This is a genomic window from Rhizobium etli CFN 42 (assembly GCF_000092045.1).
Classification (GTDB): Bacteria; Pseudomonadota; Alphaproteobacteria; order Rhizobiales; family Rhizobiaceae; genus Rhizobium; species Rhizobium etli.
This window is the reverse complement of sequence record NC_004041.2, coordinates 193,227-220,027: the sequence shown is the minus strand read 5'-3', so window position 1 is coordinate 220,027 and position 26,801 is coordinate 193,227. Positions and strand designations below refer to the sequence as shown.

Annotated in this window: 25 protein-coding genes and 4 pseudogenes; 18 read left to right on the top strand and 11 right to left on the bottom strand. The window is 57.5% G+C overall.

Features of this window, described 5'->3' with window-relative positions:
• Nucleotides 1-71: 71 nt before the first annotated feature.
• The 8 genes from nifD to RHE_RS30370 all read left to right on the top strand — a co-directional run bounded on the left by nifD (nucleotide 72) and on the right by RHE_RS30370 (nucleotide 9,094).
• Nucleotides 72-1,574 carry a nitrogenase molybdenum-iron protein alpha chain gene (gene nifD, locus RHE_RS30400; RefSeq protein ID WP_011053416.1) on the top strand — a complete coding sequence of 501 codons (1,503 nt, stop codon included), beginning with the start codon at nucleotides 72-74 and terminating at the stop codon, nucleotides 1,572-1,574.
• 123 nt (nucleotides 1,575-1,697) lie between these two features.
• Complete coding sequence (gene nifK, locus RHE_RS30395; protein ID WP_004677342.1) at nucleotides 1,698-3,239, top strand: nitrogenase molybdenum-iron protein subunit beta; 1,542 nt, start codon at nucleotides 1,698-1,700, stop codon at nucleotides 3,237-3,239.
• Between the two features lie 58 nt (nucleotides 3,240-3,297).
• Nucleotides 3,298-4,788, top strand: a complete 1,491-nt coding sequence (gene nifE / locus RHE_RS30390) for a nitrogenase iron-molybdenum cofactor biosynthesis protein NifE (protein ID WP_011053415.1) — start codon at nucleotides 3,298-3,300, stop codon at nucleotides 4,786-4,788.
• Nucleotides 4,789-4,797: 9 nt separating this feature from the next.
• Nucleotides 4,798-6,153, top strand: a complete 1,356-nt coding sequence (nifN, locus tag RHE_RS30385) for a nitrogenase iron-molybdenum cofactor biosynthesis protein NifN (RefSeq protein WP_011053414.1) — start codon at nucleotides 4,798-4,800, stop codon at nucleotides 6,151-6,153.
• A complete protein-coding gene (gene nifX, locus RHE_RS30380; protein WP_008536565.1) occupies nucleotides 6,150-6,644 on the top strand; it encodes a nitrogen fixation protein NifX in 495 nt (164 codons plus the stop codon). The genes nifN and nifX overlap by 4 nt, the downstream gene beginning before the upstream one ends.
• A 171-nt stretch (nucleotides 6,645-6,815) precedes the next feature.
• Nucleotides 6,816-7,579, top strand: a protein-coding gene (locus tag RHE_RS33115) for an IS5-like element ISRel11 family transposase (RefSeq protein WP_086005066.1) whose coding sequence is annotated in 2 segments (ribosomal slippage) — nucleotides 6,816-7,143 and nucleotides 7,143-7,579 — 765 coding nt in all. Because the reading frame shifts where the segments join, the coding sequence is not laid out codon by codon here.
• 208 nt (nucleotides 7,580-7,787) lie between these two features.
• Nucleotides 7,788-7,940, top strand: coding sequence for an IS66 family transposase zinc-finger binding domain-containing protein (locus RHE_RS35040; RefSeq protein WP_196411598.1), 153 nt, complete (start codon nucleotides 7,788-7,790; stop codon nucleotides 7,938-7,940).
• Nucleotides 7,941-8,161: 221 nt separating this feature from the next.
• Nucleotides 8,162-9,094 (top strand): cation diffusion facilitator family transporter, encoded by a 933-nt coding sequence (locus RHE_RS30370; RefSeq protein ID WP_011053410.1) that lies wholly within the window; start codon nucleotides 8,162-8,164, stop codon nucleotides 9,092-9,094.
• A 607-nt stretch (nucleotides 9,095-9,701) separates the two neighbouring features.
• Here the strand turns inward: RHE_RS30370 and RHE_RS30365 are convergent.
• Nucleotides 9,702-10,430, bottom strand: coding sequence for a carbonic anhydrase (locus RHE_RS30365; protein ID WP_042120140.1), 729 nt, complete (start codon nucleotides 10,428-10,430; stop codon nucleotides 9,702-9,704).
• Between the two features lie 629 nt (nucleotides 10,431-11,059).
• On the opposite strand from RHE_RS30365, the pseudogene RHE_RS30355 reads away from it, so the two are divergent.
• Nucleotides 11,060-11,308: pseudogene (locus RHE_RS30355) on the top strand (biotin/lipoyl-containing protein); the annotation flags it as partial.
• Between the two features lie 173 nt (nucleotides 11,309-11,481).
• A complete protein-coding gene (locus RHE_RS30350; protein ID WP_011053408.1) occupies nucleotides 11,482-12,903 on the top strand; it encodes an ISNCY-like element ISRel10 family transposase in 1,422 nt (473 codons plus the stop codon).
• Between the two features lie 6 nt (nucleotides 12,904-12,909).
• On the opposite strand, the gene RHE_RS30345 is transcribed toward RHE_RS30350, so the two are convergent.
• Both RHE_RS30345 and RHE_RS30340 read right to left on the bottom strand, forming a co-directional pair.
• Entirely contained in the window at nucleotides 12,910-13,647 is a 738-nt protein-coding gene (locus RHE_RS30345) for a hypothetical protein (protein WP_011053407.1), read from the bottom strand.
• 391 nt (nucleotides 13,648-14,038) lie between these two features.
• On the bottom strand, nucleotides 14,039-15,205 hold the full coding sequence (locus tag RHE_RS30340) for an IS110-like element ISRel9 family transposase (protein ID WP_011053406.1): 1,167 nt from the start codon (nucleotides 15,203-15,205) through the stop codon (nucleotides 14,039-14,041).
• Between the two features lie 266 nt (nucleotides 15,206-15,471).
• Between RHE_RS30340 and RHE_RS34145 the strand changes: the two genes are divergently transcribed.
• A complete protein-coding gene (locus RHE_RS34145; protein WP_004680433.1) occupies nucleotides 15,472-15,606 on the top strand; it encodes a hypothetical protein in 135 nt (44 codons plus the stop codon).
• Between the two features lie 337 nt (nucleotides 15,607-15,943).
• Here the strand turns inward: RHE_RS34145 and RHE_RS30335 are convergent, their stop codons facing one another.
• From RHE_RS30335 to RHE_RS34745, 4 genes and pseudogenes are all read right to left on the bottom strand, one after another.
• Complete coding sequence (locus RHE_RS30335) at nucleotides 15,944-16,243, bottom strand: hypothetical protein (protein WP_004680434.1); 300 nt, start codon at nucleotides 16,241-16,243, stop codon at nucleotides 15,944-15,946.
• Between the two features lie 263 nt (nucleotides 16,244-16,506).
• Nucleotides 16,507-16,962, bottom strand: coding sequence for a phasin (locus tag RHE_RS30330; protein WP_011053404.1), 456 nt, complete (start codon nucleotides 16,960-16,962; stop codon nucleotides 16,507-16,509).
• 1,125 nt (nucleotides 16,963-18,087) lie between these two features.
• Entirely contained in the window at nucleotides 18,088-18,546 is a 459-nt protein-coding gene (locus RHE_RS33105; RefSeq protein ID WP_011053402.1) for a hypothetical protein, read from the bottom strand.
• Nucleotides 18,547-18,682: 136 nt separating this feature from the next.
• Nucleotides 18,683-18,757, bottom strand: a pseudogene (locus tag RHE_RS34745) (DUF5372 family protein); the annotation flags it as partial.
• Between RHE_RS34745 and RHE_RS33095 the strand changes: the two are divergent.
• On the top strand, nucleotides 18,722-18,988 hold the full coding sequence (locus tag RHE_RS33095) for a hypothetical protein (RefSeq protein ID WP_244425849.1): 267 nt from the start codon (nucleotides 18,722-18,724) through the stop codon (nucleotides 18,986-18,988). The pseudogene RHE_RS34745 and the gene RHE_RS33095 overlap by 36 nt on opposite strands.
• A 788-nt stretch (nucleotides 18,989-19,776) precedes the next feature.
• Here RHE_RS33095 and RHE_RS32610 read toward each other — a convergent pair.
• Nucleotides 19,777-19,953 (bottom strand): DUF3606 domain-containing protein, encoded by a 177-nt coding sequence (locus tag RHE_RS32610; RefSeq protein WP_004668584.1) that lies wholly within the window; start codon nucleotides 19,951-19,953, stop codon nucleotides 19,777-19,779.
• 474 nt (nucleotides 19,954-20,427) lie between these two features.
• Here RHE_RS32610 and RHE_RS32605 point away from each other — a divergent pair, with 474 nt between their 5' ends.
• Together RHE_RS32605 and RHE_RS33985 are read left to right on the top strand one after the other, a co-directional pair.
• Entirely contained in the window at nucleotides 20,428-20,622 is a 195-nt protein-coding gene (locus RHE_RS32605) for a hypothetical protein (protein ID WP_010068053.1), read from the top strand.
• A 58-nt stretch (nucleotides 20,623-20,680) separates the two neighbouring features.
• Nucleotides 20,681-20,791 (top strand): annotated as a pseudogene (locus RHE_RS33985) (IS630 family transposase); the annotation flags it as partial.
• 209 nt (nucleotides 20,792-21,000) lie between these two features.
• On the opposite strand, the pseudogene RHE_RS34740 reads toward RHE_RS33985, so the two are convergent.
• Both RHE_RS34740 and RHE_RS30310 read right to left on the bottom strand, forming a co-directional pair.
• A pseudogene (locus RHE_RS34740) lies at nucleotides 21,001-21,178 on the bottom strand (IS630 family transposase); the annotation flags it as partial.
• A gap of 173 nt (nucleotides 21,179-21,351) precedes the next feature.
• Nucleotides 21,352-22,263 (bottom strand): LysR family transcriptional regulator, encoded by a 912-nt coding sequence (locus RHE_RS30310; protein WP_042120104.1) that lies wholly within the window; start codon nucleotides 22,261-22,263, stop codon nucleotides 21,352-21,354.
• 242 nt (nucleotides 22,264-22,505) lie between these two features.
• On the opposite strand from RHE_RS30310, the gene RHE_RS30305 reads away from it, so the two are divergent.
• From RHE_RS30305 to RHE_RS30290, 4 genes are all read left to right on the top strand, one after another.
• Nucleotides 22,506-23,171 (top strand): ABC transporter permease subunit, encoded by a 666-nt coding sequence (locus tag RHE_RS30305; protein ID WP_016737469.1) that lies wholly within the window; start codon nucleotides 22,506-22,508, stop codon nucleotides 23,169-23,171.
• A gap of 4 nt (nucleotides 23,172-23,175) precedes the next feature.
• Entirely contained in the window at nucleotides 23,176-23,925 is a 750-nt protein-coding gene (locus RHE_RS30300) for an ABC transporter permease (RefSeq protein WP_011053398.1), read from the top strand.
• 57 nt (nucleotides 23,926-23,982) lie between these two features.
• Nucleotides 23,983-24,825, top strand: a complete 843-nt coding sequence (locus tag RHE_RS30295) for a transporter substrate-binding domain-containing protein (RefSeq protein WP_011053397.1) — start codon at nucleotides 23,983-23,985, stop codon at nucleotides 24,823-24,825.
• Nucleotides 24,826-24,906: 81 nt separating this feature from the next.
• A complete protein-coding gene (locus tag RHE_RS30290) occupies nucleotides 24,907-26,142 on the top strand; it encodes a CapA family protein (RefSeq protein WP_004668595.1) in 1,236 nt (411 codons plus the stop codon).
• A 71-nt stretch (nucleotides 26,143-26,213) separates the two neighbouring features.
• Here the strand turns inward: RHE_RS30290 and RHE_RS30285 are convergent, their stop codons facing one another.
• Entirely contained in the window at nucleotides 26,214-26,699 is a 486-nt protein-coding gene (locus tag RHE_RS30285; protein WP_011053396.1) for a helix-turn-helix domain-containing protein, read from the bottom strand.
• Between the last annotated feature and the right edge of the window lie 102 nt (nucleotides 26,700-26,801).

Below are 26,801 nucleotides of genomic sequence, written 5' to 3'. Positions count from 1 at the left end.
AGCGCGTCCTTCCAAGAAAGCCGCTTCGGCGACGACGACCTAACCCGAACCTTGAAAGGGGGCAGGGGCCCATGAGCCTTGATTACGAGAATGACAGCGTTTTGCATGAACAGCTCATTGCGGAAGTATTAGCGCAATATCCAGACAAGGCGGCGAAGCGCCGCAAGAAGCACCTCAGCGTCGCAACGAGCGGCGACGAGCCTGGCGATGAGCCGAAGGCCCTTTCCGAATGCGACGTCAAATCGAACATCAAGTCCATTCCGGGCGTGATGACGATCCGCGGCTGCGCCTATGCCGGTTCCAAAGGCGTGGTATGGGGGCCGGTCAAGGACATGGTCCACATCTCGCACGGGCCGGTCGGTTGCGGTCATTATTCCTGGTCGCAACGCCGCAACTACTACGTCGGCCTGACGGGCATCGACACGTTCGTGACGCTGCAGTTCACCTCAGACTTCCAGGAAAAGGACATCGTGTTCGGCGGCGACAAGAAGCTTGAACAGGTCATCGACGAGATCGAGGAGCTTTTCCCCCTCAACAACGGCATCAGCGTGCAGTCGGAATGCCCGATCGGGCTGATTGGCGACGACATTGAGGCGGTGTCGCGCAAGAAGGCCAAGGAGCACGAAAAGACGATCGTGCCGGTACGCTGCGAGGGCTTCCGCGGCGTCTCGCAATCGCTCGGCCACCACATCGCCAACGACGCCATCCGTGACTGGGTTTTCGACAAGAACGAAGTCGAGTTTGAGACCGGCCCTTACGATGTCAACGTCGTCGGCGACTACAATATCGGTGGCGACGCGTGGGCTACGCGCATTCTATTGGAGGAGGTGGGGCTGCGCGTGGTCGGCAACTGGTCGGGTGATGCCACGCTCGCTGAGGTCGAGCGCGCGCCAAAGGCCAAGCTGAACCTCATCCACTGCTACCGCTCGATGAACTACATCTGTCGGCACATGGAGGAAAAATACGGCATCCCGTGGATGGAATACAATTTCTTTGGTCCGTCCCAGATCGAAACCTCCCTGCGCGAAATAGCCAAGCACTTCGGTCCGGAAATCGTCGACAAGACCGAGGCTGTCATCACCAAGTACCGGCCCCTGGTCGATGCTGTCGTCGACAAGTACCGGCCGCGCCTCGAAGGCAAGACGGTGATGCTCTATGTCGGCGGCCTGCGTCCTCGCCACGTCATCACGGCCTATGAGGACCTCGGCATGCGGATCGTCGGCACCGGCTACGAGTTCGGCCACAACGACGACTATCAGCGCACCGGCCATTATGTGAACAAGGGTACGCTGATCTATGACGACGTGACCGGTTACGAGCTGGAAAAGTTCATCGAAGGCATCCGCCCCGACCTTGTTGGGTCCGGCATTAAAGAGAAGTATCCGGTGCAGAAGATGGGCATCCCCTTCCGCCAGATGCACTCCTGGGATTATTCCGGCCCGTATCACGGCTATGACGGCTTCGCCATATTCGCCCGCGACATGGATCTGGCCATCAATAATCCGGTGTGGGATCTCTACGACGTCCCCTGGAAAAAAGAGGCCGCGCCAGCTGAGGCGGTTGCGGCCGAATGAGAGCCTGGCCTGTCTTGGGAAGGGGCAGGCCAGGCTCTTCCCATCGGACTTGATCCGCACTCGTGACAGATGACATCCCATTGCCGCCACCGGTGCGGCGCGATGAAAAGAAAGGTGCTTACTATGCCGCAGTCGGCGGAAAAAGTTCTCGACCATGCTCCCCTGTTCCGCGAGCCGGAATACAGGCAGATGCTCGCCGAGAAGAAAGCCAATTTCGAATGCCCCCACCCGGATCAGGTCGTTGCCGATCAAAACGACTTCACGAAGACCTGGGAGTATCGCGAAAAGAACCTGGGCCGCGAAGCCCTGGTCGTGAACCCGGCCAAAGCCTGCCAGCCGCTCGGTGCCGTCTTCGCAGCCGCAGGCTTTGAGCAAACGATGTCCTTCGTCCATGGCAGCCAGGGCTGCGTCGCTTATTACCGTTCGCATCTGTCGCGTCACTTCAAGGAGCCTTCATCGGCGGTCTCGTCCTCGATGACGGAGGACGCGGCAGTGTTCGGCGGGTTGAAGAACATGGTCGACGGGCTCGCCAATACATACAAGCTCTACGATCCGAAGATGATCGCCGTCTCGACCACCTGCATGGCCGAAGTCATTGGAGACGACCTCCACGGCTTCATCGAAAACGCAAAGAACGAAGGGTCGGTCCCGCACGACTTCGATGTTCCTTTCGCCCACACGCCTGCCTTCGTCGGCAGCCACGTCGATGGCTATGACGGCATGATCAAGGGCATTCTGGAGAACTTCTGGAAAGGCAACGAGCGGAAGGAGGTTGCTCAAGCCATCAACATCATTCCCGGCTTCGACGGCTTCTGCGTCGGCAACAACCGCGAACTGAAGCGCCTGCTCGACATGATGGGCGTATCCTACATCTTCATCCAGGATGCCTCCGACCAGTTCGACACGCCGTCTGACGGTACGTACCGCATGTATGACGGCGGCACGAAGATCGAGGACTTGAAAACGGCGTTGAATGCCGAAGCGACCCTGTCGCTGCAGCACTATAACACGCGCAAAACGCTGGAATATTGCAAGGAGGTCGGTCAGGTTACGGCTTCGTTCCATTATCCGCTGGGTGTTCAGGCGACCGACGAATTCCTGATGAAGGTCTCGGAGATTACCGGCAAGGAAATTCCTCCGGCAATCGGCCTGGAACGCGGCCGTCTCGTCGACGCTATGGCAGATAGCCAAGCCTGGCTGCACGGGAAGAAATACGCGATCTACGGCGATCCTGACTTCGTCTACGCCGTTGCCCGGTTCGTCTTGGAAACCGGCGGTGAGCCGACCCACTGCCTTGCTACCAACGGCACGTCGGCCTGGGAAGCCGAGATGAAGGCGTTGCTCGCATCCTCGCCCTTCGGCAAGGATGCCCAGGTCTGGGCGGGCAAGGACCTGTGGGCGTTGCGCTCGCTGCTCTTTACCGAGCCGGTTGATCTTATGATCGGCAATTCCTATGGCAAGTATCTCGAGCGCGACACCGGCACCCCATTGATCCGGCTGACCTTTCCGATATTCGACCGGCACCATCACCACCGTTTCCCGCTCATGGGCTACCAGGGCGGCCTGCGCGTCCTGACGACGATCCTCGACAAGATCTTCGACAAGCTCGATCGCGAGACGAGCGAGCCGGGTGTGACGGACTATTCTTACGACCTGACCCGCTAGGAGCGGCGGCGGTCGGCCTTGTGAGGCCGGCCGCCTTCATCTGAACTTGGAGACCGCAATGCCCTTGCTCAATGCTAAAGTCCAGGATGTCTTTGACGAGCCTGCCTGCGAGAAGAACCGCAGCAAGGATTCCAAGGCGCGCAAAAACGGCTGTTCGAAGCCGCTGATCCCCGGGGCGGCAGCCGGCGGATGCGCTTTCGATGGCGCCAAGATCGTGCTGCAGCCGATCACCGACGTCGCGCACCTGATCCATGGGCCTCTCGGCTGTGAGGGCAATTCCTGGGACAACCGCGGATCGGCTTCCTCAGGTCCAACGCTCTGGCGCACCAGTTTCACGACCGACCTCACTGAAACCGAAGTGGTGATGGGGCACGGCGAGCGGAAACTTTTTAAAGCAATCCGCGAGATCAAGGAGGCCCATGCTCCACCGGCGATTTTCGTCTATTCGACCTGTGTGACAGCATTGATCGGCGACGACATCGAGGTCGTCTGCAAGCGGGCCGCGGAAAAATTCGGCCTTCCGGTGGTGCCGGTCAACGCACCGGGCTTTGCCGGCTCCAAGAACCTTGGCAATAAGCTCGCCGGTGAAGCGTTGCTCGATCATGTGATCGGCAGCGTAGAGCCGAACGACGTGACCGCCTACGACATCAATATCATTGGTGAGTTCAACCTATCCGGCGAGTTTTGGCTGGTAAAGCCGCTTCTTGACCGGCTGGGGATCAGAGTAAGGGCCTGCATTCCAGGAGACGCCCGATATCTTGACATTGCTTCTGCGCATCGCGCCAAGGCGTCCATGTTGGTGTGCTCGACAGCACTCATCAACCTCGCCCGCAAAATGGAGGAGCTGTGGGATATCCCGTTCTTCGAAGGCTCCTTTTACGGAATTACCGACACCTCGGAAGCACTCAGACAGATCGCCAAGCTGCTCGTGATGCAGGGGGCGGATCCCGAAATCCTCGAGCGCACCGAGGCATTGATCGCGGAGGAGGAGGCGATTGCCTGGATGAAACTCGCAGCATATCGACCAAGGCTTGAAGGCAAGCGCGTGTTGCTCAACACCGGCGGCGTCAAGTCCTGGTCGGTTGTCCATGCGCTGATGGAGGTGGGCATCGAGATCGTGGGCACCTCGGTCAAGAAATCCACGCCTGAAGACAAGGAACGTATCAAGCAACTCCTGAAAGACGAAAACCACCTGTTCGAGTCAATGGCGCCGCGCGAGCTTTATAACATGCTCGCCGACGGTAAAGCCGACATCATGTTGTCTGGCGGGCGCACGCAATTCATCGCGCTGAAGGCCAAGACACCTTGGCTCGATATCAACCAGGAACGCCACCACCCCTATGCCGGCTATGACGGCATGGTGGAGCTCGTTCGCCAGATCGATCTTGCTATTCACAATCCGATCTGGATGGAGGTGCGGGAGCCGGCACCGTGGGAATGCCAGCATGCGGTGGAAGAAGAACTGACGAATACCAAGAGCGAGAACGAGACTGGGTACGTCTTGCAAAACTTTGTCGGCGCGGTCGCCGGCAGCTTCTGCAAGCGTTGAGGAAAGCCGATGGTTCAAGTCTTTCCCCAGACCAAATCAGCTGCGGTCAATCCGCTGAAATCGTCGCAGCCGCTCGGCGCCGCGCTCGCCTTTCTTGGCGTCGAGCGTGCCGTGCCGCTGTTCCACGGCAGCCAGGGCTGCACCAGCTTGGCGCTGGTACTTTTAGTCCGGCACTTGAAGGAAGCCATTCCCTTGCAGACAACGGCATTGGACGCAGTGGCGACCATTCTTGGCGGCGCAGGCAATCTGGAAGAGGCGATCCTAAATCTCAAGAGGCGCGCAAAACCCAAGCTGATCGGAATTTGCACGACAGCCCTGGTGGAAACCCGCGGCGAAGATTTCGCAGGCGATCTCGCCAACATCAAGCGGGATCGTGCCGATGAGCTCGCGGGTACGGAGGTTGTGCTGGCGAATACCCCGGATTTCGAGGGAGCGATCGAAGAGGGATGGGCGAAGGCCGTCATCTCTATGGTCGAGCGCATCACCACTCCAGGCGAGCAGAGCCGCCACCAAAAGAAGATTGCGATCCTACCAGGATGGCATCTGACAGTCGCTGACATCGAGCTTCTGCGCGAAACGGTCGAAAGCTTCGGTCTGAAGCCGGTGATCCTGCCGGACATTTCCGGCTCTCTCGACGGCACGGTGCCCGGCGATCGTTGGGTTCCGACCACCTATGGCGGTACTCCCGTCGACGAGATACAAGAGCTTGGCACGGCGGCGCAATGTATCGCGATCGGCGAGCATATGCGCCGCCCCGCAGAGCTACTGCGGACCCGGACGGGAGTCCCTTACGCATTGTTCCAGTCGCTGACAGGATTGAAACGAGCCGACCGGTTCGTCTCGTTTCTTTCTGAGATTTCTGGTGCGCCGGTGCCAGCAAACATCCGCCGTCGCCGAGCACAGCTGCAGGACGCCCTGCTCGACGGACATTTCCATTTCGGAGGCAAGAAGATCGCAATTGCTGTGGAGCCGGACCAGCTCTACCAATTCGCTACCTTCTTCACCGGCATGGGCGCCGAAATCGCGGCAGCGGTCACCACGACCGGCACCTCAAAAATACTCGCGGAAATGCCGGCCGAATCGCTCCAGGTCGGTGATCTTGGCGATCTCGAAGAACTTGCCGTCGGCGCTGATCTTCTCGTCACGCATTCGCATGGACGACAAGCGGCGGAGCGCCTTGGGATTCCGCTCATGCGGGTGGGCTTCCCGATATTCGACCGACTCGGCAGCCAGCATAAGCTCACAAGTCTCTATCAGGGAACGCGCGACCTGATCTTCGATGTTTCCAACATCTTCCAGGCCAATCAGCGCGCGCCGTGTCCTGGATCGCTTGATTCCTCCCGCAAAGGAGAACTGCCTAGATGATCGCCGCTCGTCGCCTTTCCCTCGTCCCTGACGGGGTTCACTCGTCAGCTCCAAAACGGAAGGCTGGCGCGTTGCGCGTCGCAATCGCCACTCAAGATATGAAATCTCTCGACGCCCATTTCGGATCGGCAAAACGTTTCGTCGTCTATGATGTGAGTCCCGACGACTGGAAACTGGTGGAAGTCCTGGACTTCGAAGACGTTTCCGACCAGAGCGGAAAGCATCGGAACGAGGACGTCGATCGTATTAACCCGAAGGTGAAGGCGTTGGAAGGTTGTCACTTATTGTTCTGTCTGGCGATCGGTGGGCCATCGGCAGCCCGAGTTGTTTCGGCCAAAATCCACCCAATTAAAGTATCCGATCCTCAACTGATCGAAGATGTTTTGTCGCGAACTCGGGCGATGCTCAGGACTACTCCGCCACCCTGGTTACGCAAGGTGCTAACCGAAGCAGGCGCCATTGAAAAGAAGCCTTTCGATGAGGAGGACTAAGAAATGGGTACATTGACAGGAAGTACGGATGGCCCTGCTGTCAACGAGGATGGGGATCTCGCCACCCCTTTTCTCAGATGCCTGCTAGACTAGGCTGTAGTGACAAATTAATGATTTGGGATTCCGTTTTGGGAGCAAATCAGATTCAACGCTGACTTTTGGAGGTTGGCGATGGATGGTGAGGTTCTTCGAGACGATCAATGGGAGCGGCTGACGCCGTTAGTGCCCGGCGGTCGCAAAGGCCGGCGCGGTCCGCGTAGTGACGGACGCCGGTTCTTCGATGCGGTGTTGTGGCTCGCCCGGTCGGGTGCGCGCTGGCGTGATCTGCCGGAAGACCGCTTCGGCCCCTATCAGACGATCAAACGGCGCTACTATCGCTGGATCGAACAGGGCATCTTCGACAAGATTTTCGAAGCCGTCGCGATCGATCCGGATATGGAGTGGTTGTCCATCGACGCCACGGTGATCCGGGCACAAGCGCAAGCGGCAGGCGGACGCCGAAAAAGGGGGGACCGCAAGCCCAGGCTCTCGGCCGTTCCCGCGGGGGATTTGGCAGCAAGATCCATGCAGTAGTCGATGCGCTCGGCTTGCCGGTGCGCCTTCACCTGGGACCCGGCCAGCAGAATGATATGGCGCCTGCCTGCGATCTCGTCCGGGGGCTGCCGGCCAAGCAGGTGCTCGCCGACCGCGCCTATGACGCCGACAGCCTGCATGACATTATTCTCGAACAAGGTGGCGAACCGGTCATTCCACCACGCCGTCATCGAAAGTATCAGCATGCCTACGACCGTATCGCCTACAAGGCCCGCTGGGGGATCGAGAGCTTCTTTGCAAAGCTCAAGCAATGGCGGCGAATCGCAACGCGCTACGACAAAGTCGCCGCCAACTTCATGGGATTCATCAAAATCGCCGCCATCATGCTCTGGCTCAAATGATTAAATTGTCACTGCAGCCTAGAACGTGGTGTCAGCCACAGCCTATCATGAGGGCGAAAACCTCGGCGTTCTTTGGAACGCCTCTCATCCAATCAGATCCAACCATGAGTCAACGGAATTCGAACCTGCCGGATGACGTGGATGCGTCGAGAGCCCTATCGCCGCGCAAGCTCTGCAACCTCGGCCGTGCCATGATGACGTGTAACAGGTGGCCTGCTCATGCCCTATCTGTGGTGGCTCCGACTTCATTCGCGGCGGCGAGACCGTCAGCGAAGTGCTGGACTATGTTCATGCGTCCTTCCGTGTCGTGCATCATGTCCAGCCCCGCTTTACCTGCAAAGCAAAGTTGGCCCTTGTTTAGATAGTCGAGGCCGCACTGCCAGAACACAGCGAGGCGATTTTGTCTTGTGGCCAGGTATGTGAAAGACGCTCATGCGAGCCCACTGGACAGGAGAGGTCAGCATTTGAATTTAAAAAGGTACCTTGATCCAAAAGTGGATGTGCTCGCTTCAGTAGCTGAATTGGATGGTCTGTACCGCGTCCAGAGGACCATAAAGAAACGTAAGTTATAAGGCTGAGCCTATGAATTTCATGAGAACGGAGCAGGGGCTTCTCTGCGTTTCAATTGCCGTTACCATCCTCCTTGCCTGCATCGGCATTTTGTTCGGGATCATTTCAGGTTCGTTCGCAATCATATTCGATGGTGTCTACGCATTGACGGACGCTGCTATGACTGTCGTAGCTCTGCTTGTTACAAAGCTCATCGCGTCATCCGAAGCGCCCTCCAGCAAAGGAAAACTTATCGAGCATTTCACGATGGGGTTCTGGCATCTTGAGCCCATAGTCTTGGCTCTCAACGGCATTCTCATAACCGGGTCGGCTGTTTACGCACTTGTCAACGCAATCGGCAGCATTTTGCATGGGGGACGTCCGCTCAACTTTAGTCAAGCGATCGTCTACGCCGTCGTAACACTCGGTGTGACAGCCACCATGGGGGTTATTGGTGATCGAGCTAATCGTAAGATCAAATCTGATTTCGTTGCCCTGGATACGAAAGCTTGGCTGATGTCCGCCGGGCTAACGATCGGGTTACTCGTCGCGTTTGCCATCGGATATTTCATTCAGGGGTCTTCTTACGAATGGATCTCGCCGTTTATTGACCCGGTCGCGCTGGCATTAATCTGCATTGTGATCATTCCCATTCCGGCGGGCACGGTTCGGCGAGCGCTCGCCGACATACTGCTTGTTACGCCATTAGATCTCAAACAACAAGTTGACGCGGTCGCCAAAACAATCATCGAACGACATGGATTCATATCCCACCGGGCTTATGTGGCCCGGGTCGGCCGAGGCCGGCAAATCGAGCTACATTTCGTTGTCTCAGAGAACCTCCCGGCGAGGAAATTGCAGGAATGGGATAAGATCCGTGACGAAATCGGGCTCGCGATTGGTAACGAGGGTCCGAGTCGTCGGCTCACCATCGCCTTTACAACCGATCCTGAGTGGGCGGATTAGGATTTTGAACCGAATTTGGAGCCCTGTATCGCAGGCATTCCATAACGGGCGTGATCCTCGAACCGGATGCATAGCTCGGCGTTTTTTCCAGCCACCATGCGTCAATTTCACGGTTCGTACCAATCTTCGATCAATGCGGCCAGTTTCGATGCCGTAGTTTTCCGTTATGCCTCCAGGCGCGATACTCGATTCAGCGAATAGGGTTGGCTGAACCCAGATCGCGCCTTTGCGTTCAAGCTCCACAGGCGGTTTCGCCGTCTTGATCTTGTTGAGATCCTGCCGGAGGCCGATTGTCTCGCGTTCTTTGAAACGAGCGACGCCTATGTCCTTGTACTGGCTCAGGAGGGCGCGGCCCAGCTGCCCAGGTTCCGATAGATGTCATCGCGCAGCTGTCGGACCTGTCGATTGAGCTCACCAAGTTGCGCAGGCGTATGGTCGGAAATTTCCAGAAGAGCGTCGCCCAGGCAGCCAGCTCGCGACCTCAGCTCCGGCCCGCGTAACCCGCCGGGTGATGCTGCGGGCGGCAAGGGTCATCAGCGACTATGGTTCCGCGAACGCGACGAGGCGCCCGCGGATAGCCGTCGGCAACATGAAGTCGCCTCGTAGGTCAGACCTTGTGCAGAAAATCGACCACGCCGGTATCGAGATCATAATAGGCGGGCACGATCTTCACCTTGCCTTCCTCGACCAGGCGAGAAACAATCGCACTTTCGGTGAGGATGCGCTCGGCGCCGTTGAAGGCATTGGCATGGACGGTCTTGTCGACAAAATTGTCGCCGCGATCGGTCTCCGCCAAAGCCACGGGCAGGATCGGCTGGGTCATCTTGCCGATTGAGCCATCGAGCTTGGTGCCCTTGGACACGACCTCGCAGGCGGCAGAGACCGCCCCGCAACGCTTGTGGCCCATGACGACGATCAGCGGCGCATGCAGATGTTCGGCGCCATATTCGATCGTGCCGAGCACATCGGTGTCGACCACGTTTCCGGCATTGCGGGCGACGAAGAGTTCGCCGAGCGTCACGCCGCCGAATACAAGTTCCGGCACGACACGGCTGTCGGAACAGGTCAGCACGATCGCCCAAGGTGCCTGGCTCTTGGCGACGTCCTGCCGGCGCTTGGAAATATTGGCGGCGCAGGCTTCCGTGTCGGCGACGAATTTCTTGTTGCCTTCCTGGAGTTTTGCCAGTGCTTCATCCGGCAGGAGGGCGGGAGCGTTCGAGGCGAATGCCGGCATGGTCATGTCAAAGCCTGCAGTCATGACGGCCACGCCTCCGATGCCGGCAAATTTCAGCAGGGAGCGACGGCTGAGTGGGGAGGAATTGCATTCAAAGCACATGGTATCGGTCCTTTTGCAATATCCGGGATGGCTGCGGAGAAATGGCACCTGCTCCAAGTCATGTCCGGCAATTCTCCGGGAATCGGAGAATGGCCGATTGGTTATGCCTTGATATGGCACTCATCAAGCGGAATTTTGACGCATCGGAGGAGCTAAGCCAATCCTGGAGTATTGCCCCGGCCGTACGGTAGATCAACCCGGCCCTGACGGGTTCTGGCGAGGGATGCTCATGCGCGGCATATTGGGTTGGAAGGGACCCTTTGGGCGCTGCCTTCTGCTTCTTTAGTGGCTCCGCTGCCGCCGGCGGGATCGCATTCATTAACTCACTCGGGAACCTAGGAGCATTTGTGGGGCCGTTCGTTATAGGGTATCTCCGTAGTCACCCCGGAGGTTTTTCCACAGGCCTATACGCTTTGGCAATCATGGGCCTAGCCGCGACAGTCATGTTGATTTTCCTCCTGCGCCTCCTGCGCCTCCTGCGCCAAACTCGATAGAAACAACCAGATGTTCTTGTGTTTGTTGTCACGTGAGCCGAGCCGGTTAGGTGCACAACGAGATGCGGCTCGGGTCCGCGAGGAACCAACAGCAAGAGCTCGCAAAATTCCTCAGCGTCACCGGCCGCCGTCTTCGCACCCAAGGCCGAACCCGGCAATGCCGCTCATGTCGGCGCACCGATGCCGGGCGCCATCTCGCGCGTCTTTGTGTCGCCCGGACAGGCGATCAATGCCGACGATGTGCTGGTGTCGACCGAAGCGATGAAGGTGGAAACGGCAATTCACGCCGAGGAGAACGGCACGATCGCCGAAGTTCTCGTCAAAGCCGGCGACCAGATCGATGCCAAGGACCTGCTTGTAACTATCGCGGCCGGTTCAGCGTAAAGTTCCATAACGTTGATTATGCTATTTGGTGTTGTAGAGGCTATTTAGTAATGCGACAGTTGGGCCAGTTAGAGATGCGACAATCTCGCCTCTCGACGACTGGTCAATGCCAATGTCGGGAGCAAGGATGACGACCTTCAGCCTGGTCGAGACCATGAGCGGTCGGAGTCGTCATGTCCTTTATGATCACTATGTCGCAGAAAGAATTGCATCGCCTCGAACTCATCCAGAAGATCCGTGACGAACGCCTGAGCGTTGTGCAGGCCGCCGAACGGCTCGACCTCAGTCGAAGTCAGGTCCATCGGCTGCTGCAGGCCTATGACCGGGATGGTCCGGCCGGGCTTGTTTCCAAGAAGCGATCGCGACCGAGCAACCGGCGCCATAGCGAGGAGTTTAGCAATGCGGCGCTGAATCTGATCCGTGAGCGCTATCTGGATTTCGGTCCGACGCTGGCGCGTGAGAAGCTGATCGAGCTGCACCGGATCTCGGTCGCCAAGGAGACCCTGCGGCAATGGATGACCGAGGCCGGCATCTGGGTCTCGCGTCGGGAACGCAAGAAGCGGGTTTTCCAGCCACGCGGCCGACGTGATTGCTTTGGCGAACTGGTACAGATCGATGGCTCGCATCACTGGTGGTTCGAGAACCGTGGGCCCAAATGCGCCCTGCTCGTCTATATCGACGACGCCACCGGCAAGCTGCTGCATCTACGGTTTGCCGGCTCGGAGAACACCTTCGACTATCTGCACGCGACCAAGGCCTATCTGCAGCAATGGGGCAAACCGCTGGCCTTCTACAGTGACAAGCACGGCGTCTTTCGTTCGACCCATGCGTCGGAGAAGGACCGGACGAGCGGCCTGACACAATTCGGCCGCGCGCTTTATGAGCTGAACATCGACATCATCTGTGCCAATACCCCGCAGGCCAAAGGCCGCGTCGAACGTGCGAACCAGACACTGCAGGATCGGCTGGTCAAGGAAATGCGGCTGCGCGGCATCGACACGATCGAGGAAGCCAACGCCTATGCGCCTGAGTTCATTGCGGATTTCAACGCGCGTTTTGGCAAACAGCCGCGTAATCCGAAGGACATGCACCGGCCGTTGGCCGACCACGAGAACCTCGATGGCGCCATGTGCCGCAAGGAAGTTCGCACGCTGTCGCAGGCTTTGACGCTGCGCTATGACAAGGTGCTGTTCATCCTTGATCCGACAGATCTTTCCAGGTCCCTGGCGGGTAAGAAGGTCGTCGTTTGCGACTATCCGGACGGGCGCCTCGAGATCATGCACGAGAGCTTTGCCCTGCCCTACCGAACCTTTGACACGTTACGCTCCGTGCATCGCGCCGAGGTCGTCGATAACAAGCGGTTGGACGACATGCTGTCTGTTGTCGCCGAGCTGCAGGCTGGGCGGGAGCAGCAGCGCAGCAAGGGCGGACCACGGCGAACTGGGCAGACGGACCATATGTTCGGCATTCGCGATGGCAGCACGGGGAACGGCTACCAGAAGCGTGGACGCAAGCCGAGAACGGATTACATGAACGATCCGGCGGTGATCGCACGGCGGGAGAAAGCGTTATTGAGGCAGCCGGCTGCGGAATAAAGGGCGTCAATGCACGCCGATATCGCTTTGCGTATCTGACTCCAATTGCAGGCAGGCGGACCAAAGCGGCGTCTTGTGGAAGGCTCCGTCTTGAAGAAGCGTGAGCCCTTCTCGTGCCTCATAAAGCAGGCCCAGCCAGCACAGGCGCCGCAGGACGCCATATTGGAGATCGGATTTGAGCTCCCAGGCTTCCAGGGTCATTTCGGTGGCGGACAGAGGTGCCGTGTCTGGATAGAGGATCTTCACGACGTCCAAAGGCGTACAGCCTTCTCTCGCCTTGATATTGAGAAGATTGAGGAACATGCGCCACCAGCGTAGGCGCGCTTGCACCTCAGCTTCCCGCTCGGTGGCATGGACATACGAGTAGAGATAGTCTGTGGCCACGAGATCGAAGAAGGCTTGCGGGTTCACCAGAAACTCCCGGCCGCGTCTGGTTGGCAGCAGCACATCCTTTTTCCGGCGAAGCAGCTTCAGATGGCGGGTCATGTCCCGCACGACCCAGAGCGGCGGCATGTCGCTTTCGTTCAGCACTTTGTTCATGCTGTAGAGGTCTTCGGCTGTGAAGTCGGGCCACAGGAAGTTCACAGCGGCCCAATGTACGAATTTGCGGTTCATAGCACCGGTCGCGGTCAATCCTATGCCACCCTCACCGTCAGCATAGGCAACGGACAGAAGCATGCCGCGAAGAAGAGGTGACAGCGCGGCGACATCGACGTCACCCTGCAGCTTGATTTCCGGAAGCATCGTGCAGCTTTGATCCCTACCCGCTCAATTCAGATAAAAGCGAGTATCAGCCGGCGACTGAACAATTGCTATTGAGAAAGCTCACATGAGGATTTTGCCGTCAAGATCAATCATAGTTTCATAGCTTGTTCCCTTCAATTTCGTTTCGAACCCATGGTCTGAGCCACTTTGCTTGACGCGGCACGTTTCCGTCACCGGTTCAAACTCACATACGGTCGCCGTTTTGTCCGGCAGCACCATTATCCCGCTTGCGTAGCGGCAAGGCTCAGGAGAACGGGACCAATCTAAAGCGCGGCATTTAAAGCCCGACTTTGAGGCGGTTCGCTCACCTGGATCCGCCAGGAGTGATCAGTCCTGGAAGATTTGTGTATTCGGCAATCTTTTGGGGTCGTCAGGCGGTCTTCATGACAGCCCCCTCGATGACAACACCCGCGGTGACAAACTTCCACAGTGCGATAAGGAGTTTGCGCGCCAGGGCCACTATCGCGGCTTTTTTTAAGCGTCCACCATTCGACTGAACCCGATCCACAAACCAACGGCTAAGCGCTGATGCTGGCTGATTGCGTAGCCACAACCAAGACAGTTGGATCATCGTGGTGCGCAGCCGAGGGTTTCCTGCCTTTGAGACACCCTGTTCGTGGTCGATGGTCCCGCTCATCCATGGGGTTGGTGTCAAACCTGCATAGGCGGCAATCTGCCGCCGATTATCAAAATGCCGGGACAGGGCTTCGGTCCAAAGAACGGCGGCAAATTCAGCGCCAACACCCTTCAAGGACAGCAGCATCGCTGCGGGCGAGGTTGCCTCAACCGCTGGCTGCTCGTCCATCGATAGGAGAGAATTACGCTCGCTCTCCACTGCAGCGATCTGTTCTAGCAGCAACTCGAGACGGTCGAGTTCGCGATTGATTTGAGCCTTCAGGTGTTTCGGTAACTCGCGCCCATCTCCGGTCTGGAGTTCCTCCAGCCGCTGACGGCGATCCTTACGGAGCGGTTGATAGCCGCTGACGCCTTGAGCGAAGAGTAGCCCCTTCACGCGATTGACATGCCTGACCCGCTCAGCAATCAAAACTTTGCGTTCCCGGCAAATCCGACGTCGATCTTCGTCCTTCGGATCTGGCGCTCTGACCATCGCACATACGCGAGGCTCGCCGCGCTTGAATGCAAGCAATGTGCGCGTCAGAGCCTCTCCATCGATCTTGTCGGTCTTGGCACGCCGACGTCGACGGGAAGTCGCGATCGAAGCTGCGTCGACGACGTAACTTTCGATGCCGTGAGTCTCCAGCACGCGGTGTATCCAGAAGCCGTCCAATCCTGCCTCCTGGATCGTCACGATGGGAAATAACTTCCCTGTTCTCAACCGCGCCTTCTGTTGTAGCTGCTCAAATCGATCCAGCAGCTCGGCTACATTGCCACCGGCCACTACGTGCTTCGACATCTTCTCGCCACTGCCAGGCGACAGCGAAGTGATCAACCAGGTCGATCGGCTCAGTTCCAATGATACAAAAATTGCGCCAAGATCAATGCGGACAGCGGTCGGATGAATGGATGCAGGTTCCATAAACTGCTCCTCCTGAGCGAGTGTTTTGATGCAACCTCACTCTGCCAGAGCGGCGGCCGCTGTTCACTCCTCATGGGATCTAAAGCCGAAGACGATCATCACGCGCACTTGCCTACCCTCTGCAACCCCGGCCAGCGCCGGGCAGGCCAAGCGCTGATCTACAGCATATGGGGGGTCAAAATTGGACGCCGATAAGGGGTGAACTTTGGACGCCGATTGACACCAAATGGTACGGTCGTCCGACAAACCAGGAGGTCTTGCCGCAGATGATCGACGATACGACCTATGCATGGCGCACCGGCGTTTTTGAGGCAACGCGCGTTTTCCATGCGGAAGACCCGGGCGGACCAACCTTCATCGGGGGCAATTTGCGCAAGCCGGACTCCCATGGAAGACAATAACCGGACGCTGGGCGCACGAGACTGAGGGACTCAGCGTTGAAGATGTGCCGACAAGCTCGGCATTAGCGATGCACCCTGTATAGCGGGCAGCGACCGCCTTGCCATGCTTGAAGATGCCCTGAGCCGACACGCCCACAGTTGATAAAGATGTCGACTCAGTACCGCCGGCCGCTCCTCACCTTCTACCTTGCTGAGCCGCCAGCCATTGAGGCTCGTGGCAAGGATTTTTCGGACTCTTCCCGAGAATATGCACAACGCGACGCAGCGCTTGTCGACCCGCTGTTTCGTGAAGTTCGCGCTCGCCAGGAAATGGTGCGTGATGAGCCCTTTGTAAGAGTCACCCTTGCGCCGGCAGTCCGAGACCTCCCCGTTCATCTGGTTCGTCGTCTGGAATCGCAATCGATCGATGATCGACCTCCGCCCCTTCGTCGCAGGGATACACATCAAGTGGCATTGACCTGGACAGCGACCGCTCGCGCTGGAGCGCCGAATACCGGCGGCGCATTTCACCGGACGCAATCGACCCTGCCGTCCAAAGAGCGACCAGTTCCATGAAACCCGGGTCTTCATCGATCCGGATTCCTCGCGCCTTCCAACGCGCGATGACCCGCTCGGCTATGTCCCTGCGTGAATCCATTACCACTTCCCTGCCCCCTGCCCCCTGCCGCCTACGCGGTTAGATACCAAGATGGTGGGTTCTTCGCCAGTTCAAACCGTCCAATATGTCACGCCGGCCGCCCGCGATCCGTTTTCAGGAGCTTGTTAGCTGGAGCTATCGAGATCGCAGGACACACTTTCCAGCTCTCTCCCGACCTGATGGTCCCCGTCACCATCTTTTCCGTCCATGAATAAGGTAGGCCGCCCCCGATCAGTCCAGGCGATTTAAGTGCGAGTCCGCTTTTACGTCGCCTTGAGGTCCGTCAGCACCTTGTCAAAAGCATCCTTGACCGGCTTTGAGATTTCCTCCACCGCCCTGCTTGAGAGCACCCGGACTTCCTTGGTGTGCTGCAAACTTGTCTCAACCCGCTTGCGGAAAAAGGTCGACTGCTGTTCGAGGATCTGCGACGGCGAATTCGCGCCCAGCAAAGCTTGCAAATGTGAGAAGCTGGCCTCGGCGTCGGCCTGCAGTGCAGCGATCGTCTTCCACCACAATTCGTTGCCGAATAGACTTGTCGTTTCGAGGATCGGAGGCAGCATTTTCTGTGTCGCTTCAGCGCCGGACGCAAATTTCAAAAAAGCCTCTGTCACCTTCTTGTTCCCCTTTTCAACAGATGCGCCGAACTGATCTGGCACCTTGAGCGACGATGACCCCGGGTTTTCGATCGTTTCAAAGGATCTTTCGGAAATCTTGGTCATTGCATTTTCCTTCTCTTTGAGTTGGTTGCAAGCTGTGACATCGGGATTGACCCTTCCGCCGGCGGATGCATGGCCGCTTGGTAGAACGCGGATCCGATGACGAACGGTCAGGTGGCCTCCGTTCCGTTCGTTTCATGAACCGGCATAATGCAGACTGCTTTCTGCCGCTTGTAACCAGGGATCAGCAAACACCATGCCAACTGCTCCGACGCGCCAAGAAGATCATTTTCTTTTATCAATGGGCGGGTTGAGGGCAGGTTGATGTGTATTTGACGGAGAGACCGGCGAACAAAACGTTCCAATCACGACAAACCTGACAAAAGTGGCGGATGCCCGACATTTGCGAGAAATGTCGACGGTTGCGCTGGGGACAAGGGAATTCACGTGGACTTCAAATCGCGCCAAGGATCATGTGCCTGTTCGTGGCTAAGGGGCGTTACCCGGAAAATCAAAACTCGCGGAGCTCTCCGCTATTCCATATCGCGCCGCGATATCTTCGAGCGCTTCCTGAAAGACGGCCGCGTCGAAGTGGACTCCACATGTTGAGCGGGCAATCCTGAGATATCGGACGCCGGGATCGCCTGGCATCGGCTTCGCGGCGCACGGTTTCGTGTTGAAGGTCGGAAAGCTGGATGATCCACGGCGCTCCGGTGCATAACTGGCGAGCGGGAAGGACACCGCTGCTGACCATCCGGTAGGCGGTAGCTCGACTCACCTTTAGAATGTCGGCGGCCTCGTCGAGGGTTCTCTCACCGCGTTCGGCCCGTTCACCTTCTCGATAGACGGAGATGCCGTGGATGTTGCGAAGACTGCAGACGTGGCTTCGCGTCCAGCTGGCGCCATGCCCTGTCCGCTTGCCGGATCGATTCAAGATCGCTGCGATCGACAAATCGGGCAACTGCCTCGCCAAGTTGCGAACGAGATCGACAACATCAGCCTTAACTGCCCAGCGGGTCTGGCCGATCTTGTTTTTCTTCACCGTCATCCGGGTGTGATCGCCACCCTGCCAATGAATGACGAGCGCCAATGTGTCGTCAACGGTATCGACAATGATTTCTTTGATCAGCAGCCGAATGATCTTTTGGCGTGTCTCGATAGACGCGTCGGGACCTGTGCCATGCCTTACTATAGATCGCTACCGAGCATCATCAATCTTGTACGGTCGTCGGCCGATAAAGCAGGCGTGTTACGGTCGGTCGAGAGCATCTCGAACTGGACCTCGAGATCACGCAATAGGATCAGCTTCTCATTCCAGCGCCGCTCCAGTTCGCCGGCGACCAACCGATTGCCCGGATCGACAGCATCATACTGGCGGCGCGCCCTGGCAGCCTCGTATTGTGCTTGCTTGATTAAGTTCTCGAGTTGCTGTTGATTGTCGCTATGACGCTGCGTGTGCGCCTCCATTGCCCGCAAGGCCGCCTCGATTCCCAGAGGTTGCAATCGCTCGAGCACCTCCTGCGCCACGGCCCGATCGACCCGCATGCCGCCGAACCCGATACAGTTGCCGACCGCCATGGCGCCGAACGTGCCGCGACAAACATATCGCTGCGTATTGCCGCCTTTCCCGGAGTATTGAATGTGCAATCGGCGACCGCAGCGACCGCAACGGAATAGTCAGGCAACAAAGCTTGGCGCGCAGTTCAACGAGTTTGGTTGCCGAAAGGCGCGGCGCAGCTACGATCTCGATCGAACTTGCCGCAGGATCAAACATCCATGCCGGAATTTGAAATGAACCACCGTGTGCCAGAATGAGCAGATAGTGAACGCCTTCGTGCTCATGGCTGCCGGTTACCAAGACGGTTTGGTCAACCAGTGGATGGAAGGGATAGGTGACCCTTGCTTCAAACGTCAGAAATCCGGCATTATGAACCCGGCTCGGAAGGCGGCGGCAGGACTTGGACGACGATCGCGACGCTGCTTCAAACTGCATTTTGCCGCGCGCGGCAAAAGCACGTTTATACTGACCAGCAAACTATGCCGATTAACCGACTTTGCCAACGTTTCCGGCACCATAGCAGCCGCCTAGTCGGCATAGCTTAGGGTCTCTCCGTCGCGAAGGAGAGGACACATGAACGCAACTCAGGATCGCATCGCCCTATGCAGGAAGCTAGTCTACAGTCCACATCGGGACGACGATGCACGTGGCACTCGCTAAGCCTGTTTCGGGATCTGATCGACTGGCATGTCGGCAATGGAATACTCCGCAGGATTTAAGCGAGGTTCACGTCGACCGCTTCCCTGAGCATCGTTTCAAACACTGGAGACCCGACTCGGGCGATTGATCGGCGCTCCGCCGCTCGCCTTTGGCGTTACGGGAGAATGGCTTAATACCGACCGCGCTTCCTATTCAGCGCAGTGAGCACGAGAAGATCGACGATGCTGGCCGGTCCCAAAAACGGGATGGCAGCTTCTAGAAGTCGATTGAACGGACCGGTCGGGACCGGCGTCCGCACGCGGTGCCCCACGGTCTGTGGGCCTCTGAATTCTGTTCTGCAGGTAAAGTCAGCCGACGCCGTCGCGTATCGCGACTTTGGAGCTCGTTGGGTTCGCTCGCCAGCCCCTTCCTCATGCGATGCGGCTCCGCCCCTTGCAAGAAACGCTCCGGCGTCCCAATACTTTTGGCTTTGCTCGACGGCGCTGTATCCCGCAGCTTCGATAGCCTTGCTCCGAAACGCTTCCTGCGGGGTCGTCAACTCCTGCAGTCAGGCGCCTTCCGCCGCTGCGTTATGATCCGTCGGAGCCAGACTTTCAGCGGCTGTTTCCGCCGCTGACTTTATGGCTGCGGACCCTCACGGTTGAACTCTCCAACCCGGATTAGTGCCGGTCGAGTTCGGCTTCGACCTTCTTGCGACTGTTGCCTACGTTCTTCACGGTCTTCTTCACCGCTTCCTTGGAAATGCCTTCCTTCCGTGCTTCGTACTTCACCTCGTGATCCTGACCACCTGCGACGCGAGCACGATCCTGGCTGCGGGCTTTGGATGTGGTTGCCATGGTGAGATCCTCCTAATGTCGGTCCTTACGAACGGGCGCCGATTCAATAAGTTCCGGCCTCCGTTATGGTGAGGCGCGCTTCGGCGATGTCGCGGACGCGCTGCACATGGCCTCGGGCGAGATGGTTCACTTCGACGATGAGATCGCGCAAGGCATATCTGCGACCGCAGTTAATCAGTAGCGGACAATTCTTCCCAGGCAGTTGGTACGGCTCGTCGTGTGCCTATGAGCAAACCCATGGATTGATTGTCATAGAAAGCAGGACTAGAACAACAGCGCTAATGCAGGAGCGCTCGGCATCCGAACGCAGAACAAGATCGCGGCGGAAGCCACGCAAGAGCGTCGTCTGCGAAGAGAAACCAAGCGGCTCGGCAGGTTGCGGCTAACCTCTGACCGAGTCGGCACCACGAAGGAGCCAACCCATCGGGGACAGATCCCCCTCAGCCGCTACATCAACGTGATTTGGAGTTTGGAATGGATCAATTTGCTACCGCCGACAACACCTCCGCAGCCGCTCGTCGCCGCGAAGCCAGGATTGCGAAGGGCTACAGCCTTGAGGACCTGGCCATCGCCACCGGACTTACGGTCGAGGAAATCGCAGCGGCCGAGGAACCCCTTCAGATCGTGCCTCAGCACCACCTCGAGCGCATTGAGCATGTGATCTCATAGCTTCCGTCGCCACCGGCACGCGGTCCCGGTTTAGGGGCCGCAGTCAACCACGGAGGGCGCGGAACGAAAGATCGATGCTCTATGGGACGTCCTAGGCGCATTGATGCTCCGCTTCACGCCGACAGAATGCGCAAACTACTTCAGGGCTGCTGGATATGAGCCGGATTGAACAGGGTTTGCTCTAGTCGATATTGCGTCCAATTGAAGTGTCATCCGCCATTTTAAGATAACTGCAGAATCACTTAAAGAGAACATGGCACCAATGATCGCACAAACAACCGGTCCGCTTCTGCCAACCGACGCAGTTCCGATTGTCGCGATGTTCTTCTACGATATGGCGCAACTATCTGCTCGGTGGCTTAGGTAAGCCACCGCCGTTCGCGGCTTGTGGCTACTCATCCTGCCGGGCTGCGCTGTCCGTCGCGTCACGCGCCGCACCCAATCGATCGCGATGCTGATGCCAATGCGGAAGCGCTTGGACGCCGCCCGGCACCACACCCCTCCTGTATCACCGCTTCTACAGCTTCTCGCGGTTATTCGAAACAGGTCTCGCCATCCAGCTCAGCCTCCTGACCGGCCAGAAGGATGAATCTGATTTGCGTCATAGGGAATCCTTCTCACGGGCCTACCTAAAATCATCCCGCTCTAAGCTTACGCGCACAACTCGCGGTTCAGCATGAACTCGCAACATCTGTTTTACGGTGCGAGGGTCATACCTCGATGCGATCGTCAAGCAGCCCGATCTGTCAAAGCCGCGACTATCTCTTCCAATGCAAATCTTAGGCTATCACTCAGCTTTCGATCTTTTTGCCAAACGACGACGTAGTGATATGTTGCCCCTGGCTGAAATTCGCGGAATGCAACGTCGAATTCAGCATATTCGCTCGCAATGATCTCGTTCGTAATCGAAACGCCGATCCCTGCCATGACATAGCCAATGTCATGGCCATTGGCGTCATATTCCACGGCGATGTCAGGAGCGGTTCCCATATATCGAAGGGCATTGACGCTCATTTGGTGAGAGGCAATTTGCGGGTCGATATCGATGATCGCCTCACTAGCAAGATCTTCGGCAGTGACAAGCTGCTGTGCCGCAAATCGATGGTTGGCCGGAAAAAGACATACGTTGGTGGCCGAGCCGACGGGCACCCAATCAAGAATGCGCTCATCAAGAGGCAATCGGGAGATGCCAAGATCCGAGCGGCCGTTTAACACATGATCTGCAATCTGCTCATAAGTTCCTGATTTCACCTGAACGGCGTAAGAGCGGCTTCTCTCCCGAATCCTTTTGACCACTTTCGGCAAGGTCGCGAAGGAGAAAGCGCTTGGCGCCGCGATGCCGATCATTCGCGTATCGTTGTTCCGCAGGAAGTCGATTGACGGTCCGATCCGATCAAGTCCGGCAAACGCCGCGTCGATTGTGCGTAGAAATTCCCATGCCTTGACGGTTGGCACCAGTCTGTTGTTTTCCCGGCGGAAGAGCGCGAAGCCGACAGTCTCCTCTAGCTGCTTGATGTTTTGGCTGACCGCCGGCTGGGTTATTCGCAACATCTGCGCTGCGAGCCTTTCCGAGCCGGCGCGCATAACCTCCCGCAATATTTGAAGGTGGCGGATCTTCACTCCGGAGTCGGTGACGTCCATGGCCGGGAATCTCAATCGTGGTCGAGCGACGCGCCTCATAAGCTGCGCTTATCAAAACTTCCTGAATCTTATAAATTGACGGCGGCAAGTCAAAGTATATTTTTGACATACGCCAAACTTAGAGCGCCGGTTAAGCTAATAAATCCAATCTACCCTCGGTTAAATCTCGGCAAGACCTTTGTATATGTCGGGAGAATACCTTTCCTATTTCGGTGCGCTCGCAAGAATATTGGAGACTTGCATTGTACGCATTTGTAGATCAATTTTTATCTGGATTGAAGAACACACTTTTAGTGTTTGCCTTGAGCTGCGCTTTCGGGACCCTATTAGGTTTGCTTATTGCCGTTCTCCGCAACTCGACCCGTAAGTCGGTTTCATCGTGCATGCGGGCCTACACGGGCATCATCCGGGGTGTTCCGGAACTTCTGATCATCCTCCTGACGTATTTCGGCGGAACCGCCCTTTTGAGCGCGATTGCCGGTGGCTACATCGAGATTAATGCATTTGCGGCCGGTGTCGCGGCACTGACCGTCGTGTTCAGCGGGTACGCCGCGGAAATATTCCGTGGTGCGATCAACGCGGTTGCACCAGGCCAACGAGAGGCTGCAGCGGCGCTCGGGCTTTCGAACGCGCAGATTTGGTTTCTGATCATCATTCCCCAGATGATCCCGATCGCTCTGCCGGCATTCTGTAACCTTTGCATCTCCTTGATAAAGGATACATCGCTGATTTCCGTCGTCGGGCTGACGGATGTCATGCGCGTCGCCTATATAGGCGCAGGCTCACTGCGCGCTCCACTCCCCTTCTATCTCGCAGCGTCTGCAATCTACCTCGCCCTCACAAGCCTGTCCCTTCTTTCGTTCCGGTTATTGGAGCGCCGCTATTCGCTCCCGGCGATGAAAGGTTGAGGCAATGAGCATGACCATCGCGCTTGAAGCGTTTCTCACCCTTCCCCGCGGCCTTCTTCTCACTCTGGTTCTGACATTCGCATCGCTTGCCGCAGGCTTCGCCGTCTCGGTCCCGCTCGCCTTCCTACGGGCATCATCAAATCCGTGGGCTTCCGCGCCCGTGCTGGCATATACCTATGCGTTCCGCGGCACGCCACTTCTGGTTCAGCTTTTCCTGATTTACTACGGGATTGGCCAGCTTCCCCTCGTCCGCCAAAGCTTTCTATGGGCCGTGATGCGAGAGCCGTTCTGGTGCGCCTTCATTGCTTTCACCCTGAACAGCGCCGCCCATACGACAGAAGTTGTGCGCGGCGGGATCCAGGCGGTCCCGCGTGGGCAGATTGAAGCGGCCAAAGCCTTGGGCCTTTCCCGTTTCCACACTGCCCGTCTTATCGTGTTCCCTTTGACCCTCAGGATCGCTCTTCCCGCCTATGCAAATGAGGTGGTTGGAATGCTGAAGGCAAGCTCCCTTGCAAGCACCATCACGCTGCTTGAGGTGACCGGGCTCGCCCGACAGCTGGTGTCGGAGACATTCGCCCCATACGAGGTCTTCATTGCCGCGGGGGCTTTCTATCTGCTGCTTACCCTCTTGATCACGCAAGGTTTCCAGATGCTGGAGACGCGTTGGACGCCGACGGCAAACCGTCCACCGCCGGCGCAACCTGTACCTCGAAGAGCGAACGGAAAGCCGCCTCTCGCCTCGGCTGAAACTTGACGCCAGCCCACATCCCGGACGCCAACAATCAAACTCAGCAATGAAAGGAACATCGTCGTGAAACGAACACTTCTGCTTGCCCTGTCTCTTGTCGTCTGCGCCAACAACGCGGGAGCAATGGACAGGAAGACACTGACAATCGCCTCTGAAGGTGCTTCGCCGCCCTGGAATGCCATCACCCCCCAAGGGGAGCTCGCCGGCTTTGACATCGACGTCGGCCGCGATCTTTGCCGGAGGATGAAGTTCGAGTGCACTTTCGTGCCTCAGGACTGGGACGGAATCATACCGGCGCTCACCGTTGGAAAGTTCGATGCCATCATGTCGGGGATGGCGATAACTGAGAAGCGGAAGAAATCTATCGCTTTTTCCAAGCCCTACGCCGGAGGTTTCAACCAAGTTGTCATACGCAAAGATCTCAATCTTCCGCCCACGGATACGTTGGCCGAGCTCGACCTCACAACTATCGACCCTGAAAAGCAGGCAAAGATCGAGGAGCTTCGAGCCGCTCTCAACGGCAGAACTTTGGGCGTATTGCGATCATCGAATTCGGAAGCGGTGCTCAATGAACTGTTCGGAAAGGTCGCGACGATCAGGAGCTACGATTCCCAGGACAACATGCATCTCGATCTCGTGGCTGAGCGCATCGATGGCGGTCTTGCCGACTATTTCACCTGGAAAGCCTTCCTCGACAGCACGGATGGCGGGATTGCGACGCTCTACGGCCCGCGGCTCTCCGGTGGCCTGTGGGGCCCGGGTGTCGGCGTCGGGCTCCGGCAAGATGACGGCGAACTGGTTGCGGCATTCGATAGCGCCATCGAGGCCGCCACGAGCGACGGAACCCTGAAGCGGCTGAGCGAGCAATGGTTCAAGATCGATGTTTCGCCGCAGACATCGAACTAGACACTGGCTTTCCGACACGCATTTCCCCCGAAGCCATAGCGCGTGAGCAGTCGGCAGTCCCAAAGATCGAAGGTAGACCATATGTCCGCACCCTTTTCCATTGCTGTCACCGGCCAGTCGCTCATCCGTCATGATCTTCGAACGATCGGCGATCCACGGCTCGCTGAGATCGCCGAGATCCTCAAAGCAAGCGATGTTGCCTTCACCAATCTCGAGACGACTATCTATGGTCGTCATGGTGGATGGCCGCTCAAAGGCAGCTATTTCGGCGCTGCAGCGCCGGATGTCTTGGCGGCGTTGAAGGAGCTCGGTTTCAATAGCCTGGCTCTGGCGAACAACCATGCTTTCGATCTTGGACCGCCGGGGATCCTCTCGACGCTGGAGGAGGTTGCGGCACACAATTTCCTGCATGCCGGCATCGGCCACAACAAGCATCATGCTTCCACGGCACAGAAAATGACGTTCGGATCCCGAAATGTCGCGCTGATTGCCATGGATGCCGGGCCAGGCCCGTCTTTCATGTACGCCGAGGACGCAACTGAGGGCAGGATAGCAAGGCCCGGCATCAATAGTCTGAAAGTCTCCAGGGTATTCGACCTGGAAGCGGGAACATTCAACTTGCTTCGCTCCATTCAGGAGCGTCTTCTAAGTTCGCCCTTGGAGCGCGCGAATTATGCCCAGCCAGAGGATCCGCCTGATCTTCATGGCCAAGACGAAATTGATTTCTATGGAACCGTGTTTCGCAGATCAGATGAGACCGCTCGCCGCATCGTCATGGACCGGCACAGCGCCAGGGCTCACCTTTCGGCGATCGCGGAAGAAGCGGGCCGCGACACGCTCGTCATCGTGTATTTGCATCATCACCATTGGGAGCCGAACTGGCAGCAAGTCCCCGTCTGGGTCCGCGAATTTGCGCACGATTGCGTTAACGCGGGCGCAGGCCTCTTTGTCAGCCATGGCGCTCCGGTCCTTCAAGGGGTTGAGATATATCGGAATACGCCAATTTTCTACGGCCTTGGCAACTTCCTCTTCCATACGGAAAAGGACGAACAGGAATGGAGCCCGCCGGAAGTGTGGAGGAGCGTCATCGCGACCTGCAATTTTGGATCTAGCGGACAGCTGGAAAATGTACGCTTGCGTCCGATTGTGATCGGTGGAACCGAGGCATTATCGAATCCTGCACGCGATCGCCTCCCCTTCCCTGTGCTCGCCGATGGCAGAATGGCGGCAGACATCCTTGACGATCTTGCCGACCGCAGTGCCGGTTTTGGCACTGTGCTTGACCGAGAGAAGAACGTTGGCCAGATCGCTTTTTAGAACCTGCAGTATGCGGCGATAACTCTACGAACCGCTGACCAATTTTTGCGGCCGCGCTCTTGTTGGTCTTTTTATGGGGAAACGTCCTTGTGTTCTTCCATCTCTTCATCGACAATCGAGCTGACGAGGGCAACGACCCGGCTGCGCACACGCGGAGAAAGGAGCAAAACGTCGTCTATCAGACGCCGTCCCTCCGCCGTGGAAATGTAGGCAATCTTCTCATCGATCTCTGTTATGATTTGCTGGCCCTGAGTGGTTTCGGGATCTGGAAGACCTTCGAAAAACCTCGAAACCGGGATCTTGAGGCAATTGGCAAGCTCGTAGAGCATCGAAGCGCTGACGCGGTTCTTACCGCTTTCATATTTTTGTACCTGCTGCAAACTCACCCCGATGCCGGCGCCGAGATCCCCTAGGGAGACATTCGACTGCATTCGGCGGATACGGATTTGCTGTCCGACATGCCGATCGACTGGATGTACCGACTCGCGTGCAACATCCGACTGTTTGGCTTGCGCAGGTCTCGAAGTCCGAACCTGGGCTGCTACATAGCGCTTCATGGTGGTCACCCCGATGGAGAGTTTCACGCGGTGCGCCCCCGCTGAAAACTCGCTCAACCCACTGATCGGGGAGTTCGTAACCGTGCTAGACGGCCCTGTGGC

Bases quoted from the DNA above. Each gene is read 5' to 3' on its own strand.
- nifD (WP_011053416.1), top strand. From the start codon at position 72: ATGAGCCTTGATTACGAGAATGACAGCGTTTTGCATGAACAGCTCATT.
- nifK (WP_004677342.1), top strand. From the start codon at position 1,698: ATGCCGCAGTCGGCGGAAAAAGTTCTCGACCATGCTCCCCTGTTCCGC.
- nifE (WP_011053415.1), top strand. From the start codon at position 3,298: ATGCCCTTGCTCAATGCTAAAGTCCAGGATGTCTTTGACGAGCCTGCC.
- nifN (WP_011053414.1), top strand. From the start codon at position 4,798: ATGGTTCAAGTCTTTCCCCAGACCAAATCAGCTGCGGTCAATCCGCTG.
- nifX (WP_008536565.1), top strand. From the start codon at position 6,150: ATGATCGCCGCTCGTCGCCTTTCCCTCGTCCCTGACGGGGTTCACTCG.
- RHE_RS30370 (WP_011053410.1), top strand. From the start codon at position 8,162: ATGAATTTCATGAGAACGGAGCAGGGGCTTCTCTGCGTTTCAATTGCC.
- RHE_RS30365 (WP_042120140.1), bottom strand. From the start codon at position 10,430: ATGTGCTTTGAATGCAATTCCTCCCCACTCAGCCGTCGCTCCCTGCTG.
- RHE_RS30350 (WP_011053408.1), top strand. From the start codon at position 11,482: ATGTCCTTTATGATCACTATGTCGCAGAAAGAATTGCATCGCCTCGAA.
- RHE_RS30345 (WP_011053407.1), bottom strand. From the start codon at position 13,647: ATGCTTCCGGAAATCAAGCTGCAGGGTGACGTCGATGTCGCCGCGCTG.
- RHE_RS30340 (WP_011053406.1), bottom strand. From the start codon at position 15,205: ATGGAACCTGCATCCATTCATCCGACCGCTGTCCGCATTGATCTTGGC.
- RHE_RS34145 (WP_004680433.1), top strand. From the start codon at position 15,472: ATGATCGACGATACGACCTATGCATGGCGCACCGGCGTTTTTGAGGCA.
- RHE_RS30335 (WP_004680434.1), bottom strand. From the start codon at position 16,243: ATGGATTCACGCAGGGACATAGCCGAGCGGGTCATCGCGCGTTGGAAG.
- RHE_RS30330 (WP_011053404.1), bottom strand. From the start codon at position 16,962: ATGACCAAGATTTCCGAAAGATCCTTTGAAACGATCGAAAACCCGGGG.
- RHE_RS32610 (WP_004668584.1), bottom strand. From the start codon at position 19,953: ATGGCAACCACATCCAAAGCCCGCAGCCAGGATCGTGCTCGCGTCGCA.
- RHE_RS32605 (WP_010068053.1), top strand. From the start codon at position 20,428: ATGGATCAATTTGCTACCGCCGACAACACCTCCGCAGCCGCTCGTCGC.
- RHE_RS30310 (WP_042120104.1), bottom strand. From the start codon at position 22,263: ATGGACGTCACCGACTCCGGAGTGAAGATCCGCCACCTTCAAATATTG.
- RHE_RS30300 (WP_011053398.1), top strand. From the start codon at position 23,176: ATGAGCATGACCATCGCGCTTGAAGCGTTTCTCACCCTTCCCCGCGGC.
- RHE_RS30290 (WP_004668595.1), top strand. From the start codon at position 24,907: ATGTCCGCACCCTTTTCCATTGCTGTCACCGGCCAGTCGCTCATCCGT.
- RHE_RS30285 (WP_011053396.1), bottom strand. From the start codon at position 26,699: ATGAAGCGCTATGTAGCAGCCCAGGTTCGGACTTCGAGACCTGCGCAA.